Here is a 17,640-nt window from a genome sequence, read left to right as displayed (position 1 = left end):
CGATGCTGTTCCAGTCACGCTCACACGAAGACGTGCACGATCACGGGCTCGCGATCGCGGGCTGGCATCAGGTCTACCGCCAGATGACGCCGGGCCGCTTCAAGGGCACCGTCACGCAGGTGCTGTACGACGATTTCCACTTCTTCCGCGAAACGACCAACCGGCGGGTCGCGCAAACCGGGCTCGCGCCGGCCGGGCGCACGTCGCTCGCGGTGCCGCTGTCCGTGCCGCTCGCGGGCACGTTCCAGGGCCAGCCCGTCGACGGCTATGCGCTGCTCGCGCTGCGCGCCGGCGAGGATTTCGAATTCCACACGCCGGAAGGGATGGGGCTCGTCGGGATCAGCGCGGCGTCCGACATGGTCGACGAGCTCTGCGAAGCCGAATTCGGCGCATCGGGCGCGCGCAAGCTGCGCCACGTGACGCGGCTGTCCGACGAGCAGGGCGTCGCGCTCGGCGTGCGGCTGTCGTCGCTAATCGACGATGCGCAGCGCAACCCGGGCCACCTCGAATACGCGGCCACCCGCAAGATGTTCCGTGACGCGATGCTCGGCATGTTCCTCGATGCGCTCGAACAGGGCATCGGCGTCGAGCGTCGCGACATCACGCACGCCACCTACAGCGACATCGTGAGCCGTTGCGAGAAGCATCTGCGCGACCGGCCCGAGGAACCCGTCACCGTGCTCGAACTGTGCCGTGCGCTGCGCTGCAGCCGCCGCACGCTGCAGACGAGTTTTCAACGCGTGGCCGACGTCACGCCGGTCGGCTATCTGCGCACGATCCGGCTGAACGCGGTGCGCCGCATGCTGCGCACGACGCCCGTGCAGCAGCTCGGCGTCGGCGAGGCCGCCGCGAGCTGGGGGTTCACCCACCTCGGCTATTTCGCGCGCGAGTATCGCGACCTGTTCGGCGAGTTGCCGTCGCAGACGACGCGCCCCGAATGACGCACGCGCGCCGCAACGGCGTCGTCGAGCACGGTCGCGGGCAACGCGTGCGACTGTTTGCCGATTTGCGATAGAGGTCCTGAATTTTCGCTGGATAGAGTCCTGTCACCCATATCGATAACCCCATCGATCTGCACTGCGAATCGATGACAACAGAGGGGCGGGACATGAAGATCGGACGACGACTGGCCGCGGCTGCGGCGACGCTGGGTTGCATGCACGCACACGCGCAGACCTCGGGCAGCGTGACGCTGTACGGCACCGTGGATACCGGCATCATCTACTCGACGAACCAGCAGTTCACGCGCGCCGACGGCAGCACGGGCGGCGGCCACGCATGGCAGATGGGTGGCGGCAACCTCGTGCCGTCACGCTTCGGCTTCCAGGGCGCCGAGCCGCTCGGCGGCGGGCTCAATGCGGTGTTCACGCTCGAGCAGCAGTTTCTTTCGGCGAACGGGCAGGCGCTGCAGGGCGGCACGGCCTTCAGCCGGCAGGCATGGGTCGGGCTGCGCCAGGACGGGATCGGCACGCTCGGCCTCGGCCGGCAGTACGACACGTATACCGACATGCTCGGCGCGTACGTGTCGAGCAACAACTGGTCGACGCCGTATGGCTCGCACCTCGGCGACGTCGACAACCTGAATGCCGCATTCAACTTCAACAACGCGGTGAAGTTTACCAGCGCCGATTTCAACGGCCTCACGTTCGGCGGCACGTTCAGCTTCGGCGGGCAGGCCGGCGATTTCTCCGCGAAGCGCGGTTACGCGGTGGCCGCGACGTACACGCGCGCACCGGTCGCGTTCTCGGTCGGCTACCTCGACCTGCACCAGCCGCTCGACGCGGCGCTCGGCGGCGCGAACGGCTATATCGGCGATTTCTCGTGCAGTAACCCGGGTGCGATGTATTGCCTTCTACAGGACGCGGGCTCGATGCGCGCGTTCGGCGCGGGCGGGTCGGTCACGTTCGGCGACGCGACGATCGCGCTCACCTATACGCATACGCGCCTCGGCGACAGCCGCTATTTCTCGACCACCGCGCAGCCGCGCACGCAGGCGTTCACGTTCGATATCGGCGAGGTGAACGCCACGTACATGTTCACGCCCGCGCTGCAGGGCGGCGTCGCCTATATCTTCAACGCCGCGCATACCGACGGGCGCGGCACGACGCGGTTCCACCAGGTGAACGTCGGCACGAACTACAGCCTGTCGAAGCGCACGGCGCTGTATGCGGTCGCGATAGGCCAGATCGCGAGCGGGAAGGGGCTCGGCACCGACGCGGACGGCAACGCGGTGAACTACGCGCAGATCCCGGTGCTCGCGAACAGCAACTCGAGCCGGCAACTGGCGGTGATGGCGGGTATTCGCGTGAATTTTTGAACGCTGGGCATGGGACAGGGCGCGCGGAACGCGGGCGGCTATCGGCGTGCGACGGGTGGCGGGCATAGGGTGGGCGGAGGGCCGCCGGGCTGCTGCCCGACTCGCTGCGGCAGGCGCCGCGTACCGGCGATCGCCGCGTGCCATAAATTCTTAACGATCGGCGTGAACAATGGCGTTCGCTACAGGCGGCCGGAAACATCTCCTGCGTTGCACACGTGTGCAACGCCCGGCCGTCCCGCCACCACGCCGAACGAGAGAGACCTCATGACCTTGCTGAGCCGCCTGCGCGCGCTGTCCGCCGCCCTTGCGCTGTCCTTCGCCGCCACGCACGCCGTTGCCGCGGATCTCGTCATCGCAGGCCGCGACGATATCTACGGCAAGGGGCTGGCCGACGCCGTCGCCGGTTTCAACAAGTTGCATCCGGGCACCGAGATCGAGCTGCTCAAGCTGCCGAACGCGAACCTGTACCAGAAGCTCAAGCTGTCGATGCGCGAAGGCACCGGCGCATACGACCTCGTGATGATGGACGACACGTGGGCGCCCGAATTCATCGGCAACGGCTGGCTGAAGCCGCTGCCCGCGTCGCTTGCTGACGCCGATCTCGTGCCGTCCGCCGTCGCGCTCGGCCGCAACGCGGCCGGCGCGCTGTACGCGCTGCCGATCGTCGGCAACGTCGAGATGTTCGCGTACCGCAAGGACCTGCTCGCGAAGTACAAGCTGCAGCCGCCGCGCAACTGGGACGACGTGCTGAAGATCGCGCAGACGGTCGGCGGTGCGGACAAGAGCGTGTCGGGCGTCGTGTTCCGCGGCACGAAGGGCAACCCGGTCGTGACGGGCTTCCTGCCGATCCAGTGGGCCTATGGCGGCGACGTGTTCGACCGTGCCGGCAACGTGACGATCGATTCGCGTGAGGCGCAAGCCGCGCTGAAGACCTTCCTCGCGCTGAAGGCATCCGCGCCGAAGGACGTCGACGTGTACGGCGCGGCGGAAGTGCGCGATGCGCTGCAGCGCGGCACCGCCGCGCAGTCGATCGAGGTCTGGCCGGCGTGGGTGCCGGCGCTCGACGATCCGAAGCAGTCGCGCGTGGTCGGCCAGATCGCGCTGCAGCCGCCGCCCGGGCAGACCGCCGGCCCGGCGCCGATGCTCGGCATCTGGCAGATGGGCATCCCGAAGGACGCGCCGCACGCGAAGCTCGCGCAGGATTTCCTCGCGTACCTGACCGCCCGCGACACGCAGACGCGCCTCGCCGGCATCGGCATTCCGCCGACCCGCCGCAGTGTGTTCAACGATCCGGCGCTGGTGCGCCAGTGCCGCTGGTATCCGGATCAGCTGAAGGCGCTCGAAGCCGGCCGTGCGCGGCCGCGCGTGAACGACTGGCAGCAGGTCGAGAGCATTCTCGGCGACCAGCTGCAGCTCGCGCTGACGGGGCAGGCCACGCCTGACGCCGCGCTGCGCCAGGCACAGCAGAAGATCGCCCAGGCGACGGCCGCGGCCGGCAAGTGACGGCTCGCCTCGAACTCTCGCCGGGACCCAGCGCATGAAAGCTTTCGGCCGCAGCCTGCCGTTCGTCGCGCTGCTCGGGCCCGCGCTGCTGGTGCTCGCCGCGCTCGCGCTGTATCCGGTCGCGCAGGTGCTGATCGATTCGTTCTGCCAGGTCGACTACTCGGCCGGCCGGCGCGCCTTCGCCGGGCTCGCGAACTATCGTGCGGTGCTCGGCGACGAGGCGTTCACGGTCGGCTTCGGCAACACGCTGCGCTTCACGATCGTCGCGTCGCTCGCCGAAGTCGCGCTGGGCTTCGGCTTCGCGCTGCTGTTCGTGCGCGCGTTTCCGGGGCGGCGCATCGCGCTGCCGCTCGCGATCCTGCCGATGATGCTGTCCACGCTCGTGTGCTCGGCGATCTGGCGCAACTGGCTCAACTTCGACGGTTTCCTGAACGCGCTGCTCGCGGCGTTCGGCATCGAAGGCGTGCGCTGGCTGTCCGATCCGCATCTCGCGCTGTGGTCGCTCGCGCTCGTTGACGTGTGGCAGTGGACGCCGATGGCGTTCCTGATCGTGCTCGCCGGGCTGCAGTCGATCCCGCAGGAGCTGTACGAAGCCGCGCGCACCGACGGCGCGAGCGAGTGGCAGTGCCTGCGCGACATCACGCTGCCGCTCGCGGCGCCGCAGATCGGCCTCGCGCTGCTGCTGCGCTCGATCGACACGTTCAAGCTGTTCGACAAGGTCTATGCGCTGACGGGCGGCGGCCCCGGCAACGCGACCCAGACGCTGTCGACCTATATCTACGACACGGGCTTCCGCTTCTTCAACGTCGGGCCGGCAAGTGCCGCGTCGGTGCTGATGCTCGCGGCGTCCGCGCTGCTGGTCTCGGGGTACGTATGGCAGACGGTTCGCAAGCGGCGCGCATGACGGCGCAACCCGCCCGCATCACGGGCGCGAGAACGGGCGCTGCTTTTGGTCGCGCGGTGCCCTGGGCATTGCGCTTCGTCGTACTCGCGCTGTTGCTGCTGCCGTGCCTGTGGATGGCGGGCGCGGCGTTCATGCCGACGCTCGAACGCCTCGATCATCCGTTACGGATCTGGCCGGCCGCGCCGACCTTCGAGCATTTCGCGTCGGTCTGGTCGAACGGCATCGGCGCGCCGCTGTTCAATTCGTTGCTGGTCGGCTTCGGCACGACGCTGCTCGCGCTGGCGCTCGCGTTTCCGGCCGCGTATGCGCTCGTGCGGCTGCGGTTTCCGGCGCGGCTCGACCTGCTGTTCCTGGTGCTCGTGCTCGCGTTGAAGCTGATGCCGCCGATCACGATCGCGGTGCCGCTGTTCGCGCTCGCAAAGCGGCTGCACCTGCTCGACTCGACGCTCGGCCTGATGCTCGCGTACCAGATCTACGCGTTGCCGATGGCGATCTGGATGCTGCTCGCGTTCGTGCGCGACGTGCCGATCGAATACGAGGAAGCCGCCTGCATCGACGGCGCGGGGCTTGCTCGACGCCTCGTGCAGATCGTGCTGCCGCTGTGCGCGCCCGGGCTGATCGCGACCGCGATCTTCGTGTTCATCGCCGCGTGGAACGAATTCCTGATCGCGCTGCTGTTCGTGTCGACGCCGAGCCGCTTCACGCTGCCGCTCGCGATTGCCGGCTACGTGACCGAGAACGGCATCGACTGGGGCGACCTGATGAGCGCGGGCCTGATGGCGTCGCTGCCCACGCTGGCCGTGGCCGGCTATGTGCAGCGCTACCTGTTGCGCGGGTTCGCGGGCGGGCTGAAGTGACGCGCGGCGTCGCCGCGCCCGATGCTCCCTGGTTATGCGCAGCTGGCCCGCACCACCTGCGTGACCGGCACGATGCGCGTGCGCGACGGGCCGTCGAACGCCTGCATCCGGTCCGCGAGCAGGTCGATCGCCGCCTGCGCGAGGCCGCGCGTGTCCTGCCGCAGCGTCGTGAGCCGGTACGCGTCGTATTCGGCGGCGGGGATGTCGTCGAAGCCGATCACGCGCACGTCGTCCGGCACGCGCAACCCGAATTCGCTGCGCGCGACGTCGATCACGCCAAGCGCGAGCAGGTCGGACGAGCAGAACACGCCGTCGGGCCGCTTGCCGTTCCCGAACAGTTGCCGCGCGGCGTCGACGCCGCTTGCATGCGTGTCGGACGGCGTGTCGAGCACGTGCGCGAGTGTCGCGTCGAACGCATCGCCGCGCCCGATCGCCTGCTCGAACGCGGTGGCGCGCGACTGCGCGCTGTAGCTCGCGCCGCGCGGCCCGACGAACGCGAGCCGGCGCGCACCGGCCCGCACGAGCCGCTGCGCTGCGTGGACGGCGCCCGCCGCGTTGTCGCTGACGACGATGTCCGCGCCCGGCAGGTTCGCCTCGCGGTTGATCATCACGACCGGGATCCGGTGTTCGAGATACTGCTGCGCGACCGACAGCGGCGGCGATGCGGACGTCATCACGAGGCCCGCGATCCGGTAGCTGAGCAACTGCTCGAGCGATTGCCGGACCTGGCGCGGATCTTCCGCATTGGTCACGAGCGGCGTGAGCGCGCGCTGCCCGAGCGCGGCCATCAGGTCCGACAGCAGCCGTGCGCGAAACGGATTCTCGAACCCGGCCGTCACGACGCCGATCATGCTGCTGCGCTGCGTGATCATGTCGCGGGCGATCAGGTTGACCTGGTAGCCGAGCGCGCGCGCGGCGACCATCACGCGTTCACGTGTCTGCGGGGCGATGCTCGCCGTCGGCGAGAATGCACGCGACACCGCGGAGCGCGACACGCCGGCGCGCGCCGCGACATCCGATGCCGTGACCCACGGCTTTCTTTCCTTGTCATTCATCGATTCATGATCCCTTCGAGCCACGATACGTGCATGCCGCCCGCCGACTGGATGTCGGCGCTCGACGATGCGCGGCTGCTGCATACGCTGACCCTACCGGGCAGCCATGACACCTGTGCGTATACCGTCGACGATCGGCTCGTGCGCACCCAGCGTGCGCCGCTCGATGCCCAGCTCGCGCATGGCGTGCGGCTCCTCGACATCCGCTGCCGGCACGTGCGCGATGCGTTCGACATCCATCACGGCGGCATCGCGCTCGGCATGACGTTCGACGACGTGCTGGCAACCTGCGCGCGTTTTCTCGACGCGCATCCGCGCGAATGCATCGTGATGTCGGTGAAGGACGAATGGCCGGCGCACGCGTGCACGCGCAGTTTCGATGCGACGTTCGACGCGCATCGCGCGCGGCATCCGCGGCTGCGCTGGCATGCCGGCGGCACGCTGCCCGCGCTCGGCGACGTGCGCGGCGCGATCGTGCTGCTGCGCCGCTTTCGCAGCAGCCGTCCGCTCGGCATCGACTTGACCGCATGGCCCGACAATGCGACGTTCACGATCGACCACCCCGATGGTGCATTCGTGATCCAGGACGAATACCGCGTGCCGGTCGCCGCGTCGATCGGCTGGAAGTGGCGTGCGATCGACGCACTGCTGACGGATTTGCCGTCGCCGGACAGCGGCCGCTGGGCGATCAACTTCTGCAGCGGGACGGGAATGGGCGCGAATCCGTCGGTGGTCGCGCACGGCGACGGCAACGTGCGGGGCATTCAAGCGCGGCTGGCCGAACGGCTGCGCGAGCAGCCCGGCCCGTATGGCGCGATGCTGCTCGACTTCTGCGATGACGACGACTGGGCGCTGGTGCACGCGCTGATCGCGTGCAACGACCATGTGCCGGCGCCGGGCGTCTGGCGCAAGACGTTTCGCTGTTAGCGGAGATTGGCGCTGAAGAACGCGAGTGCCTTCGCGTCGAGTGTTTCGTGGAAGGCCACGCGGTCGAATCCCTTCGCATCGGTACAGACTTCAGGCGAGTCGTGCGCCAGTGATTCCGAGCACGGCGCGAGAAACGCGAAATGCGCGGAATTCGGCACGACGTGGAATTCCGGCCGTTGCGGCAGCATGCCGGCCAGCGCGGGGACCGTTTCCGGCTCCACGCCGTCGCCGCCCGCTTCGGACGCCCAGAGCTGGATCGGCGCATGCACGTCTTTCAGCGTATCGGCGGTCGGGAATTCGTTCATCGGGTCGGCGATCACGTAGGCCTTGATCCGCGGATCGTGCGCCAGCGGCTGGCGCGGCAGGTCATGGTCGCGGATCTGCTTGCAGATCAACCAGGTCGGGTCCGGGCAGGCCACGTGCGCGTGCACGAAATCCGGATTGGCGCCGGCCAGCACGAGGCCCGTATAGCCGCCGCGCGAGAAGCCGAAGAAGCCGATCCGCGCGGGATCGATGTGCGCGGCGTCGGGCCCGTTGGACAGCATGTAGTCGACCAGGCGCTTGATGTCCTCCGGCCGCTCCGCCAGCTCCCTCAGGTCGGCCGCGCGGCTCATGTCGGCATGCGTGTCGCCGGGATGGTTGATCGCCGCGACGACGTAGCCCGAGTCGGCAAGCGTTTCGGCGAGGTCGTGATGCCCGAAGTACGTGCCGGCATGGCCGTGCGAAATCACGACCAGCGGCAGCTTGTCGCCGACGGTCGGGCAGTTGCGTTGCCCTTTCAGCAGGAACGGGCCGATCGTGAGCGATTGCGCGGGTGCCGCGCAGGGGGTCCAGATGAGCGCCCGCAACTCGTGGCCGGCCGCATTGGCCGGGATGCTGAGGAACTTGATGCCGGCCGCGTGCGCGACCGTGGCGGACAGGCAGAGCAGGACAGCCGATAGCCAGGTTTTCATTGAGGTCCCCGGGGCAGGCGCGCGGCGGGCCGCCTTCGCGACTCGCCGTATCGTGACGAAAATCGGCGGTTGTGTATAGCTGTAAGAAGCGACGAACGGTTCGTTCGCGACACTTCGTAACGAATCATCGGGCAGTAAGCGGGCACGCACCGGGACGACACGCGCTTGTGGCGTGGAGGGCGTCGAGACGCTTGAATGAAGAGGCGCTCGGTCAGAATGAATCCGGCAGGTTCGTCAGCGCATCTCGTCATTGCTAGAATCACCGCGCTCTGAGGAGGATCCAGCATGACGCAATGCAAGACTTTTTATCGGGCATTCAGGGACAACATGGATGCCCTCGGTTTACCCGCGCCAGCAAGCCTGTTTGCTGCGCAGCAAACCGCAACCGGCACGCTCGCGGCTATTCTCGGCGTGCTCAAGACGCTCGGCCCGACTGCTACTGTTGGCGAACTGATCGGAGCAACGACCGGACTGGAACTGCTGGCAGCCGCGTCAGCACTCGGGGCGAGCTTTTACGTCGGTGCGGCGATCGGCAGCCTGATTGTGGCTGCCGACGCGTCGCTGGTGTGCGACAAGCGCGGCGTGGCCGCTGTCGACGGCATTCGCGTCTGGGCGGCTCGTCGCGGTCTTGTGATTCCGCAAGATGTCTATCGCGTGATCGAACGGTATCCGGAGGTACTTCGACCCATGCCAGTCAGTGTGACGTTTGCGATCCGCGCACGCGCAATCGGGAGGGCGACCGCATGAGCAGAATGGCAGACGGAATCAGTCTGATCGCCGCGGCTGTTGTAGTCGCAGCTGTTGCATGGGCACTGCTGCATTACTCGGGGAACTGGTTTTTTCCCGTTGCGACGCTCGTCGCGCTGGTTGCATTGCTCGCGGACAATCGACGGTTGAGAAAGCGCCTGCGCGACCTGGGAGATGACCCGCGCTTACGGAAGTAACGCTTCCTGCACGTCAGGCGTTACAGAATGCCATCAGCGCGCCTCGATTCCACATCAGCGCGTCGCGATCGCCACTGCCGCACCGGCCATCGCGGTCGCGCTCGTGCGGTTCGCGAACCGCTTCGCGCGCGCCGACGTCAGGAAAGCCCGTGCGCGCGACGCAAGCAGCGACCAGAAGCAGTCGGCCAGGATCAGGACCGCGAGCATCGTGCCGACCAGCTCGGCCCACGCGGTCACGCCGACGTGCGCGAGATCGACGATGGTCGGCAGCAACGCGAGATAGAAAACCGCGATCTTCGGATTGCCGAGCGTGACGGCCATGCCCGCGACGAACATGCGCCACGGCGACTGGCCGCGCGGGAGGTCGTCGGCGCCGGTCCCGGTCGGCGCGGTCCACATCTTCCATGCGAGGAACAGCAGGTACGCGACGCCGAGCAGTTTCAGCACGATCAGCCCGGCCGCGAACGTGCGCGCGAACGCGGACAGCCCCGCGACCGCGAGCGTGAGCCACAGCGCTTCGCCGACCCACATGGCCGCGAGGAACGGCAGCACGTCACGCACGCCGTTCGTCAGCACGCGCGCGACCAGCGCGGCGACGCTCGGCCCGGGCGTGCCGGCGGTGACGAGCAGGGTGACAGCGAAGACGGCGAGCGCGGACAGCGTCATGACGAACCTCGTGGGTGGGGCGTTCGAAACGTATGAGGTTTCGATTATAGTGACGGCCGTTCCAGACTGTCTGCCTGAATTGCCGTCATGACTGCACCGATCCTGATCCGTCCCGCCACGCGGGAAGACGCGGCCGCGATGGCCGCCGTCGAAGTGGCTGCCGCGCAGCGGTTTCGCGAAATCGGCATGACCCACATCGCGGAAGCCGAGCCGACCGATACGGCCGCCGTACTCGTGCGCATCGATGGCGGCCGGGCTTATGTGGCGGTCGATGCGCACGGCGCGTGCGTCGGGTTTGCATTCTACCGGCTGCTCGATGCGCAGCGGCTTTATCTGGAAGAGCTGGATGTCGCGCCGTCGCATGCCGGACAGCGGATCGGCGCGCGCCTGATCGAACAGGTGATGGCACGCGCGGCGCAGGAGGGGATCGCGGAGGTCGTGCTGTCGACGTTTCGCGACGCGCCGTGGAATGCGCCGTACTACGCGCGCCTGGGTTTCAGCATCGTCGACGCCGCCGCGCTCGACGACACGCTGCGCGCGATCCGCGCGCACCACGTATCGCTCGGCCTCGACGAGACGCAGCGCGTGTTCATGCGGGCGGACGTGCGCCGCTGAACACGCGCTGCCGGGCCGTCAGGCCGCGTCGCTCAGCGCCGGGTAATCGGTATAACCCGTTTCGCCTTCCGCGTAGAACGTCTCCGGCACCGGCTTGTTGAGCGGTGCGCCGAGTTCGAGGCGGCGCGGCAGGTCGGGGTTCGCGATGAACAGCTTGCCCCATGCGATCGCGTCGGCGCTGCCGTCCTCGAGCGCAGCCTGCGCGGTGTCGAGCGTGAACTGCTCGTTCGCGATCAGCGGGCCGCCGAATGCCTCCTTCAGGCGCGGGCTCAAGTGGTCGCCCGAATACGACTCACGCGTGAAGATGAAGGCGATCTTGCGACGGCCGAGTTCGCGCGCGACATAGCCGAACGTTGCCGCCGGATCGGAATCGCCCATCGTGTGCGCGTCGCCGCGCGGGGCAAGGTGCACGCCGACGCGGCCGGCGCCCCACACGTCGATTGCCGCATCGACCACTTCGAGCAGCAGGCGTGCGCGGTTCTCGATCGGGCCGCCATATGCATCGGTGCGGTGGTTGGTGCTGTCCTGCAGGAACTGGTCGAGCAGGTAGCCGTTCGCGCCGTGGATCTCGACACCGTCGAAGCCGGCGGCCTTCGCGTTTTCCGCACCCTTGCGGTACGCGGCGACGATGCCCGGGATTTCGTCGAGCTCGAGTGCGCGCGGCGTCACGTACGGGCGCTGCGGACGCACGAGGCTCACGTGGCCGCCGGCGGCGATCGCGCTCGGCGCGACCGGCAGGTCGCCGTTCAGGAACACCGGGTCGGAGATCCGGCCGACGTGCCACAGTTGCAGCACGATGCGCCCACCGGCCGCATGCACGGCCTGCGTCACCTGTTTCCAGCCCTCGACCTGCTCGTCGGACCAGATGCCGGGGGTGTCCGCGTAGCCGACGCCCTGCGGCGTGACCGACGTTGCCTCGGTAATGATCAGGCCGGCCGTCGCGCGCTCGGCGTAGTAGCGGGCCATCAGCGCGTTCGGCACGCGCGTCGCGCCCGCACGGGAGCGGGTGAGCGGCGCCATCACGATGCGGTTCGGCAGGGTCAGGTCGCCGAGGGTGACGGGATCGAACAGGGTGGGCATGGCAAATAACCTCTTCACGAAAGGCGGGAAACCGTCGCGTCATGGGCGACAGCGCTCCGCATGGCCGGTTCGGCCGTGTTGACTAGAGTTCGCGGCGCAGGGCGTCGTGAAATGCGTCGATGACGGCCTCGTTGCGTTGAAAGAACGCCCACTGGCCGATCCGTGTCGACGTCACGAGCCCCGCGCGTTGCAGCGTCGCGAGGTGTGCAGAGACGGTCGACTGCGACAGCCCGCAGCGCGCGTCGATCTGGCCCGCGCAGACGCCGTGTTCATACGGCAGCGTCTGGTTCGGGAAATGCTCGCCCGGCGTTTTCAGCCAGAGGAGGATTTCCCGGCGCACGGGGTTCGAGAGCGCTTTCAGGATGGCTTCGATGTCGAGTTCGGTCGGCATGGATCAGGCGGGCGTTTCACTCAGGCAAACAGGTATCGTCGATGGGCGAATCTTATATCGGAACTTGACGATATGTTTGAAAGCATTGCTGGCAATGGGGTTGATAGCGAAATGCGATAACGGGGATGGATCGTGGTGACCCTCGAGGGTGCAGGGCGGGTCGTTCCGCAACGGCGCGATCCGGCCCTCAGTCGGACAGTCCGAAGATCTAGTACCGTCCTGCGTCGCATCGACATGCGCGACAGAATCCAGCACGCGTATCACGGGCGGGTGGCCATACACCCGCTCGACCATCGCCTTGTATTCGTCGCCATGCCAGAAATCACGGTCGATCCTCCGTCGGCAAATCAGGGGAATGAACTTCACATGCCGACGTACGAGACGGAAACCGTGTCGCATGCGCTTCAAGCGGCAGGCGCAGTGCATTCGCGAGATAACTGACCGTCCGATAGAAGCCCGCCAGCATCAGCAGCTCGAGCCGTGCCTCGTCACTGAAATGCCGGCACAGCGTGTGCCACAGGTCATCGTCGATATCGCAGTGCCGATGCAGCGCATCGCACATCCGGATCAGCACCCGGTCGTCGTCGTTCCAGCATGTGTCGTCAGCCGAGCCGCAACCAACGACCGGATTTGCTCGCTGCTCAGCTTCGCCGTCCGGGCGAACACGGCGACATGCACGCCCCATTCGTATTCGCACCCGCAAAGCGCGGTAGTGCGGTCGATGACGATCTCGCGTTGCCGGATGTCGAGATGGCCCTTGTCCAGCAGGCCGGCGGCAAAGAATTTCGTGAACAGGCGCGGATCGCGCGCGAGCGTGGTGAAGAGTCGCAACGGTGGGCGGCCCTGCATGATCCGGTCGATCGAAGCCGCGATGTCGGGTTCGAACGGCGGTGATTCGGATGCAATACGCTGAGTCATGTGAGCCCCGTGCCCGAGACGATGCATGCGTGGAAGCGTAAGTTTCGTGCTTTAAAAAGTAAAGCAGAACCGAGGCGCGATTCAAGCGATTGACTCTGCCTGGCGTTTGCTTTAAAAAGTACAGCATGACCACACCAAAAATCGGACAGCGCGTTCGCGGATCGAAGACGGGACGACCCATCATGGTCGTGCTGGATCTGCTCGGGCGGCGGACTACGCTGCGCATCCTGTGGGAACTGCGCGGCGAGCCGCTCACATTCCGCGCACTGCAGGAAGCCTGCGAAACGAATGCGCGCCTGCTCAATACGCGGCTGGCCGAGCTCAAGGCATCGGGCCTCGTCGAGCATGGCGAGGGCGGCTACTGCATGACGGCCGAAGGCCGGCGGCTCGAGGCGGCGCTGCAACCGTTGCTGGGGTGGGCAAAACAATGGGCGAAGCGCGACCCGGACGGGTTCGACGCGGCCGATCGCGAGCAATCCGGTCAGGAGCGCTGATCGATCGACACGCGCATGCGCATCGCAACGTCATGCCGGTTCGCGCGTCGCGCGCAAGCCGATTTTTTTCGGAGCGTCCTTTCATGCCTGTTCAGGCCGTCATCTTCGATTTCGATCTGACGCTGGCGGATTCGTCCGCCGCAATCATCGAATGCACGGAATACGCGCTGCATCGGCTGGATGCCGCCGGCGCGACACCGGCGCAGATCGGTGCCGTGATCGGGCTGCCGCTGCACGAAATGTTCCGCTTGCTGACGGGTGAAACCGAGCCGGCGCGGGCCGACGCGTTTGCGCGCCACTTCGTGGCACGCGCCGACGAGATCATGGTGCACGGCACGCGCATCTATCCCGATGTCCCGTCGCTGCTTGCGCGTCTGCGCGAGCAGGGTCTCGCGGTCGCGATCGTGTCGTCGAAGTTCCGCTACCGGATCGAGGCGATTCTTGCGCTGAACGAACTGCAGTCGCTCGTCGACGTGCTGATCGGCGGCGAGGACGTGCAGCGTCACAAGCCTGATCCCGAAGGGCTCGTGCTGGCGCTGGCGCGGCTGGGCGTGCCGGCCCGTTCGGCGATCTACGTGGGTGACCATGCGGTGGATGCGCAGGCGGCCGAGCGTGCCGGCGTGGCGTTCGTCGGCGCGGTGAGCGGGATGACGTCGTTCGATGGATGGGCACGCGCGGGCAAGCAGGCGGTGGCCACGCATATCGGCGAACTGGACGCGATCGTGCAACGGATGCAGCGCGATGCGTCCGAAGCGTCGGGCTGACGCGCCCCGGCCCGTCGATCGTCGGGATGTCGATGACCCTGACGATCCGCTTCCAGGTCAGCTTGATCGACTCGCCGGCGGCTGGTGGCGCCGGTGACGGATGCCGGGAATGGGCGGGCGGCGCGAACGCGGCGCAGAACCGGCCCACTGACGCGCTTCCCGTAACCGTCCGGCAGCGCGCGACGGATTCTGCGACCATCGCCGTTAAAGTCATATCCGCCACTCGATCCGTCGCCATGTCACTCATTTCCGTTGCCTTTGCAAGCATCCGGCGCTCACGCGTGTTGCCGGCCGCCCGAACCCTGGCGTTCGCGATTTCGGTAGCGGCCGCCATCGGCGTCCTGGGCGGCGCGCGCCCGACGGAGGCCGCCACGCCCACTCAGCGCGAACGTCTCGAAGCACCGGTGAAGGCAGTCGCCGACCAGCGCTTGACCGTCGACACGCCGCAGGGCAGCGCGATGTTGCCCGTCTATGCCGACCATCCCGTCGACAAGGTGGCACCCGACGTCACGCGTGTGTTCATCGTGATTCACGGCACGCTGCGCAACGCCGACGCTTATTACGCATCGGGGCTCAAGGTGGTCGAGAAGGCCGGTGCAGTGGGCCAGGGCACGATGGTCGTCGCGCCGCAATTCCTGACACGCGCCGATACGCGTGCGTTCTCGCTGCCCGCGCCGACGCTCGCCTGGACCCAGGAAGGATGGAAGGGCGGCGAACCGGCCCGCCAGCCAGCCCCGATCAGCTCGTTCACCGCGCTCGACGCATTGCTCGCGCATTTCGCCGACCGCGGCCTGTATCCCGCGTTGTCGACGGTCGTCGTGATCGGCCACTCCGCCGGCGCGCAGTTGCTGCAGCGTTACGCGGTGGCCGGGCACGAAGGCGATGCGCTCGCGCGGGCCGGCATCGCGGTGCGCTATGTGGTCGCGAACCCGTCGAGCTACCTGTATTTCGACGACGAACGGCCGGACGGCCAGCCGATCGCAGGCGGAACCTGCCCGAGCGCGACCGAATGGAAATACGGGCTGAAGTCGGCGCCGCCTTATGTTGCGTCGCAGGACGTGCGCGATCTCGAAACGCGCTATGTCGCGCGTCATGTCGTGTACCTGCTCGGCCAGGCCGACACGAACCCTTACACCCACTTCATCGACCGCTCATGCGCGGCCAGGGCGCAAGGCCCGTACCGGCTCGCACGCGGGCTCGCGTATTTCGACTATCTGAAGAAACGGCATCCTGACGATCTCGCGCAACAGGTCGTCGAAGTGCCGGGCGTCGGGCATGACGGCCTCGGCATGTTCACGTCCGCTTGCGGGCTGGCCGTGCTGTTCGGGCAGGCGTTGCCGCAATCGTGTCCGGTCGTTGCCGGCACGGCGCCGGACATGCGCGCGGCAGGGCAGTGAGCGTGCGTGCGAGGTCCGCGCACGGCGAAAATCGATCGGTCAGAGACATGCAGGCTCCCGGTTCAGGATGACGGCGGTGCCGGGCGCGCTCCCCATGAACATCACGATCCTCGATGACTATTTCGACACGCTGCGCGGGACGGTGTGCTGATGGTCGAGGTGTACGAGGCCGGGCGCGCGGGATCGAGCCGATGCGCTCGGCGCGCGATAAGGGCGCCGCGTATCACGCCGGATCTTCCGTGATCGGCGGCCCGCTGGCGTCGAATACCGTCAGCCCTTCCGTCGGGTCCGTCGGTGTCTCCCACGGACGCGCCGCGATGGCCCGTTGTGCGGCCTCGTAGCCGGCCTGCCGGCGGGCCTCGATGCCGGCCGGCGTGAAATCGATGTCCTTGAACTGATTGTCGTCGGCGAGTCGCGGCGCCGCGAGCTTGATCAGATGCATCGTGGTTTCGCATCCCCACGCGGCGAGCCGGCGCACGGCCGGCGACGCGCGCTCGGCTTCCGGCACGTGCCGGGCCAGCTCGCGGATCACGTGGCGCAGCCGGTGAATTTGCTGCTGGCGCGCGATGTGGCTGTCGGTGCGGCTCGCGTACTGGATGTCCTTCTGCCGCTCCGACACCTGCCAGATGCTCTGGGGCTCGGGGCCGGCCGGGTTCCACATCTGGACCGAGAAGATGATCGAGCTGCGGCGCGGATTGTCGTCGAGCACGACCTCGACCGGCGTGTTCGAATACACGCCACCATCCCAGTACGGCTCGCCGTCGATCCTGATCGCCGGGAACGCGGGCGGCAGCGCGCCGGAGCTCATGATGTGCTCGAGCGCCAGTCGCGTATCGCGGGAATCGAAATAGCGCATCATGCCCGAGCACGCATTGACCGCGCTGACGGTCAGGCGCGGGTGGCCGGCGTTCAGCAGCTCGGGATCGATCAGCGACGCAAGGGTGTCGCGCAGCGGCGCGATCCGGTAATACGACGCGCGATCGACGCCGAGGCGGACCATCGGCCCGAGCCACGAGGCCGGATTGGGCTGGAAGAATCCCGCGATGCCGCCGCCGATGATCATCAGCTCGGCCAGCGTCCGGTTCCAGCCGGGCAGCAGCGGCCCAGTGTCGAAACGGGTCCGTTCGGTCACGCGGCGCCAGAATGCCGACAGCTTCTCGTAACGCTGCGCTGGCGGGTTCCCGGCGATCAGCGCCGCGTTGATCGCGCCGATCGACGTCCCGACCACCCAGTCGGGCCGGATACCGGCTTCGTCCATCGCCTGAAAGACGCCGAGCTGGAATGCGCCCAGTGCGCCGCCGCCCTGGAGCACGAGCACCACTTGCCCGGGGAGATCCATGCGTGCCGGCTGGCTCGCGGTCATGGCTGGCCTCGCTGCGTGTGATAGTGGGTCGGGTACGAACGGTTCGATTCAGTTTAGGCGATCGACGGCGGACGGCCGCCCGCGGTGCAACGGGCGGCCGCGTTCGATTCGACGTCAGTCGCTTCCGACCCTCAAGCGCGTGTCGTGACGCGCCGCGTCATTCGACCGTGATGGTCTCCTTCATGTACGGGTGAATCCCGCAGAATACCTTGTAGACGCCCGGCTTGTCGAAGCGGAACGCGTACGTCTCGTCCTGGTCGAGCGCCTTCGAATGAAAGATGCCCGCGTCGTTGACGACGGTGTGCGGCTCTCCGTCGAGGTTCTTCCACGTGATCGTCGTGCCGGCCTTGATCGTCGTCGACATCGGCGAAAACATGAAGTTGCGGATCGTCACGAGCGTGCCGTCGGGGCCCTGCGCGAACGCGCTGAGCGGGGCGGTGGCGCACAGCAGCAGCGCCGCGATGAGGCTGGATGGCTTGGAACGGGTCATGT

The 17,640-nt window shown here is 67.4% G+C and carries 21 protein-coding genes; 12 read left to right on the top strand and 9 right to left on the bottom strand.

Going from position 1 to position 17,640, the window contains the following annotated elements; all coding sequences use genetic code 11:
• The first annotated feature begins 2 nt into the window (after positions 1 to 2).
• From QZM35_RS08310 to QZM35_RS08290, 5 genes are all read left to right on the top strand, one after another.
• Positions 3 to 941 (top strand): helix-turn-helix domain-containing protein, encoded by a 939-nt coding sequence (locus QZM35_RS08310; RefSeq protein ID WP_124578046.1) that lies wholly within the window; start codon positions 3 to 5, stop codon positions 939 to 941.
• Between the two features lie 167 nt (positions 942 to 1,108).
• Complete coding sequence (locus QZM35_RS08305) at positions 1,109 to 2,317, top strand: porin (protein WP_301775767.1); 1,209 nt, start codon at positions 1,109 to 1,111, stop codon at positions 2,315 to 2,317.
• 264 nt (positions 2,318 to 2,581) lie between these two features.
• Complete coding sequence (locus QZM35_RS08300; protein WP_301775766.1) at positions 2,582 to 3,820, top strand: ABC transporter substrate-binding protein; 1,239 nt, start codon at positions 2,582 to 2,584, stop codon at positions 3,818 to 3,820.
• Between the two features lie 34 nt (positions 3,821 to 3,854).
• Positions 3,855 to 4,724 (top strand): carbohydrate ABC transporter permease, encoded by an 870-nt coding sequence (locus QZM35_RS08295; protein ID WP_301775765.1) that lies wholly within the window; start codon positions 3,855 to 3,857, stop codon positions 4,722 to 4,724.
• Complete coding sequence (locus QZM35_RS08290; RefSeq protein WP_301775764.1) at positions 4,721 to 5,581, top strand: carbohydrate ABC transporter permease; 861 nt, start codon at positions 4,721 to 4,723, stop codon at positions 5,579 to 5,581. The genes QZM35_RS08295 and QZM35_RS08290 overlap by 4 nt, the downstream gene beginning before the upstream one ends.
• Positions 5,582 to 5,613: 32 nt before the next feature.
• Here QZM35_RS08290 and QZM35_RS08285 read toward each other — a convergent pair whose 3' ends face one another.
• Positions 5,614 to 6,636 (bottom strand): LacI family DNA-binding transcriptional regulator, encoded by a 1,023-nt coding sequence (locus QZM35_RS08285; protein WP_301775763.1) that lies wholly within the window; start codon positions 6,634 to 6,636, stop codon positions 5,614 to 5,616.
• Between the two features lie 6 nt (positions 6,637 to 6,642).
• On the opposite strand from QZM35_RS08285, the gene QZM35_RS08280 reads away from it, so the two are divergent.
• Entirely contained in the window at positions 6,643 to 7,563 is a 921-nt protein-coding gene (locus QZM35_RS08280; RefSeq protein WP_301775762.1) for a phosphatidylinositol-specific phospholipase C, read from the top strand.
• On the opposite strand, the gene QZM35_RS08275 is transcribed toward QZM35_RS08280, so the two are convergent.
• Positions 7,560 to 8,516: an alpha/beta hydrolase gene (locus QZM35_RS08275; protein WP_301775761.1), complete on the bottom strand. Its 957-nt coding sequence runs from the start codon at positions 8,514 to 8,516 to the stop codon at positions 7,560 to 7,562. The genes QZM35_RS08280 and QZM35_RS08275 overlap by 4 nt on opposite strands.
• 285 nt (positions 8,517 to 8,801) lie before the next feature.
• Between QZM35_RS08275 and QZM35_RS08270 the strand changes: the two genes are divergently transcribed.
• Together QZM35_RS08270 and QZM35_RS08265 are read left to right on the top strand one after the other, a co-directional pair.
• Positions 8,802 to 9,263, top strand: coding sequence for a hypothetical protein (locus QZM35_RS08270; protein ID WP_089427110.1), 462 nt, complete (start codon positions 8,802 to 8,804; stop codon positions 9,261 to 9,263).
• On the top strand, positions 9,260 to 9,460 hold the full coding sequence (locus QZM35_RS08265) for a hypothetical protein (protein WP_089427111.1): 201 nt from the start codon (positions 9,260 to 9,262) through the stop codon (positions 9,458 to 9,460). Before QZM35_RS08270 ends, QZM35_RS08265 begins: the two co-directional genes overlap by 4 nt.
• 54 nt (positions 9,461 to 9,514) lie before the next feature.
• On the opposite strand, the gene QZM35_RS08260 is transcribed toward QZM35_RS08265, so the two are convergent.
• Positions 9,515 to 10,126 carry a LysE family translocator gene (locus QZM35_RS08260; RefSeq protein ID WP_301775760.1) on the bottom strand — a complete coding sequence of 204 codons (612 nt, stop codon included), beginning with the start codon at positions 10,124 to 10,126 and terminating at the stop codon, positions 9,515 to 9,517.
• A gap of 87 nt (positions 10,127 to 10,213) precedes the next feature.
• On the opposite strand from QZM35_RS08260, the gene QZM35_RS08255 reads away from it, so the two are divergent.
• Positions 10,214 to 10,741: a GNAT family N-acetyltransferase gene (locus QZM35_RS08255; RefSeq protein ID WP_301775759.1), complete on the top strand. Its 528-nt coding sequence runs from the start codon at positions 10,214 to 10,216 to the stop codon at positions 10,739 to 10,741.
• A gap of 18 nt (positions 10,742 to 10,759) precedes the next feature.
• On the opposite strand, the gene QZM35_RS08250 is transcribed toward QZM35_RS08255, so the two are convergent.
• From QZM35_RS08250 to QZM35_RS08235, 4 genes are all read right to left on the bottom strand, one after another.
• The gene (locus tag QZM35_RS08250) at positions 10,760 to 11,821 is read right to left on the bottom strand and encodes an alkene reductase (RefSeq protein WP_089427114.1); all 1,062 of its coding nucleotides are present in this window, start codon (positions 11,819 to 11,821) and stop codon (positions 10,760 to 10,762) included.
• An 82-nt stretch (positions 11,822 to 11,903) separates the two neighbouring features.
• A complete protein-coding gene (locus QZM35_RS08245) occupies positions 11,904 to 12,212 on the bottom strand; it encodes a helix-turn-helix transcriptional regulator (RefSeq protein WP_089427115.1) in 309 nt (102 codons plus the stop codon).
• Positions 12,213 to 12,534: 322 nt separating this feature from the next.
• Positions 12,535 to 12,774: a hypothetical protein gene (locus QZM35_RS08240; protein WP_301775758.1), complete on the bottom strand. Its 240-nt coding sequence runs from the start codon at positions 12,772 to 12,774 to the stop codon at positions 12,535 to 12,537.
• Between the two features lie 5 nt (positions 12,775 to 12,779).
• The gene (locus QZM35_RS08235) at positions 12,780 to 13,157 is read right to left on the bottom strand and encodes a carboxymuconolactone decarboxylase family protein (RefSeq protein WP_301775757.1); all 378 of its coding nucleotides are present in this window, start codon (positions 13,155 to 13,157) and stop codon (positions 12,780 to 12,782) included.
• A gap of 155 nt (positions 13,158 to 13,312) precedes the next feature.
• On the opposite strand from QZM35_RS08235, the gene QZM35_RS08230 reads away from it, so the two are divergent.
• The 3 genes from QZM35_RS08230 (at position 13,313) to QZM35_RS08220 (ending at position 15,785) form a co-directional block, all read left to right on the top strand.
• On the top strand, positions 13,313 to 13,624 hold the full coding sequence (locus tag QZM35_RS08230; protein WP_231937848.1) for a winged helix-turn-helix transcriptional regulator: 312 nt from the start codon (positions 13,313 to 13,315) through the stop codon (positions 13,622 to 13,624).
• Between the two features lie 83 nt (positions 13,625 to 13,707).
• Positions 13,708 to 14,388, top strand: a complete 681-nt coding sequence (locus QZM35_RS08225; RefSeq protein WP_089429066.1) for an HAD family hydrolase — start codon at positions 13,708 to 13,710, stop codon at positions 14,386 to 14,388.
• A 236-nt stretch (positions 14,389 to 14,624) separates the two neighbouring features.
• Positions 14,625 to 15,785 (top strand): alpha/beta hydrolase, encoded by a 1,161-nt coding sequence (locus tag QZM35_RS08220; RefSeq protein ID WP_301775756.1) that lies wholly within the window; start codon positions 14,625 to 14,627, stop codon positions 15,783 to 15,785.
• Positions 15,786 to 16,008: 223 nt separating this feature from the next.
• Here QZM35_RS08220 and QZM35_RS08215 read toward each other — a convergent pair whose 3' ends face one another.
• Both QZM35_RS08215 and QZM35_RS08210 read right to left on the bottom strand, forming a co-directional pair.
• On the bottom strand, positions 16,009 to 17,148 hold the full coding sequence (locus QZM35_RS08215) for a patatin-like phospholipase family protein (RefSeq protein ID WP_089432942.1): 1,140 nt from the start codon (positions 17,146 to 17,148) through the stop codon (positions 16,009 to 16,011).
• 157 nt (positions 17,149 to 17,305) lie between these two features.
• Complete coding sequence (locus QZM35_RS08210; RefSeq protein ID WP_301775755.1) at positions 17,306 to 17,638, bottom strand: cupredoxin family copper-binding protein; 333 nt, start codon at positions 17,636 to 17,638, stop codon at positions 17,306 to 17,308.
• Between the last annotated feature and the right edge of the window lie 2 nt (positions 17,639 to 17,640).

Origin of the sequence: Burkholderia sp. AU45274 (genome assembly GCF_030482505.1) — a bacterium.
In the GTDB taxonomy this organism is placed as follows: Bacteria; Pseudomonadota; Gammaproteobacteria; order Burkholderiales; family Burkholderiaceae; genus Burkholderia.
This window is presented reverse-complemented; position numbering and strand designations above follow the sequence as displayed.